Consider the following 1,321-nt stretch of genomic DNA (forward strand, 5'->3'; position numbering starts at 1 on the left):
TGAAGCGGTCCGGGTCTGATGGAGGCTCGATTCCTTGAGAGGATCGAGTCATGGCACGTCCGTCCCCCTACCCTCCTGAGCTTCGTGAGCGTGCGGTACGCATGGTCGCGGAGATCCGTCCGAACTACCCGACCGAGTGGGCCGCGATGAAGGCGGTAGCGGCGAAACTGGGGATCGGCACCACCGAGACGGTGCGCTCCTGGGTGCGCAAAACCCAGATCGATGCCGGGCAACGGCCCGGCACCACCAGCCAGGACGCCGCAGAGATCAAACGGCTGCGCGCGGAGGTCGCCGAGCTGCGACGAGCCAATGAGATCTTGAAATCGGCCTCGATTTTCTTCGCGGCCGAGCTCGACCGGCCACACAAACGCTCGTAGCGTTCATCGACGAGTTCAAGCAGGTGTTCGGGGTCGAGCCGATCTGCCGTGTCCTGTCCGGCCACGGAATGAAGATCGCAACGAGCACGTACTACGCCGCCGTCAACCGCCGGCCCAGCGCCCGCGCCCTGCGGGACGAGGAGCTGAAAGCACAGATCAGCCGGGTCCACGCCGACAACTACGGCGTCTACGGGATCCGGAAGGTCTGGCGGCAGCTGCGTCGCGAGGACATTGCGGTGGCTCGCTGCACGGTCGCTCGGCTGATGCGCGGCATGGGTCTGCACGGCGCCCGCCGCGGTAAGAAGATCCGCACCACGCTCCGCGACAATAGCCAGGAGCGGGCCGGTGACCTGTTGCGGCGAGACTTCACCGCGGTGCGGCCCAACCAGCGGTGGGTTGCCGACTTCACCCACGTTACGACCTGGGCGGGGGTGGTCTATGTCGCGTTCGTCGTGGACGTCTACTCCCGGGCGATCGTCGGCTGGGCGGCCGCGCGAAGCAAACGCGCCAAGCTCGTCTTGGACGCCCTGGACATGGGCTTGTGGCGGCGTGATCGAGCGGGCCATCCAGCAGGCCCCGGCCTGGTACATCACTCAGATGCCGGCAGCCAATACACATCTTTCGCCTTCACCGCACACCTGCTCGAAGCGGGTATCGACGCCTCCATCGGGACTGTGGGAGATGCCCTGGACAACGCTCTGATGGAGTCCCAGATCGGCCTGTACAAGACTGAGTTGATCACACCACGTGGGCCCTGGCGCGGCCTGGCCGACGTGGAGGTGGCCACCGCCGAGTGGGTCGACTGGTTCAACCAGCAGCGCATCCACACCGCCATCGGCGATATCCCGCCCGTGGAACACGAAGCCGTCTACTACGCTCAACACCAGCCCGAACCGACGGCTGGAGTCAGCCCGTAGAGCCTCCACCGAACCCGGATCGCTTCA

The 1,321-nt window shown here is 65.8% G+C and carries 1 protein-coding gene; it reads left to right on the top strand.

The features are described from left to right. The first annotated feature begins 50 nt into the window (after positions 1-50). Positions 51-1,294, top strand: a protein-coding gene (locus ACSDR0_RS50650) for an IS3 family transposase (RefSeq protein ID WP_435296141.1) whose coding sequence is annotated in 2 segments (ribosomal slippage) — positions 51-333 and positions 333-1,294 — 1,245 coding nt in all. Because the reading frame shifts where the segments join, the coding sequence is not laid out codon by codon here. The last annotated feature ends 27 nt before the right edge of the window (positions 1,295-1,321 follow it).

The sequence above is a fragment of the Streptosporangium sp. G11 genome (genome assembly GCF_051192615.1).
In the GTDB taxonomy this organism is placed as follows: Bacteria; Actinomycetota; Actinomycetes; order Streptosporangiales; family Streptosporangiaceae; genus Streptosporangium.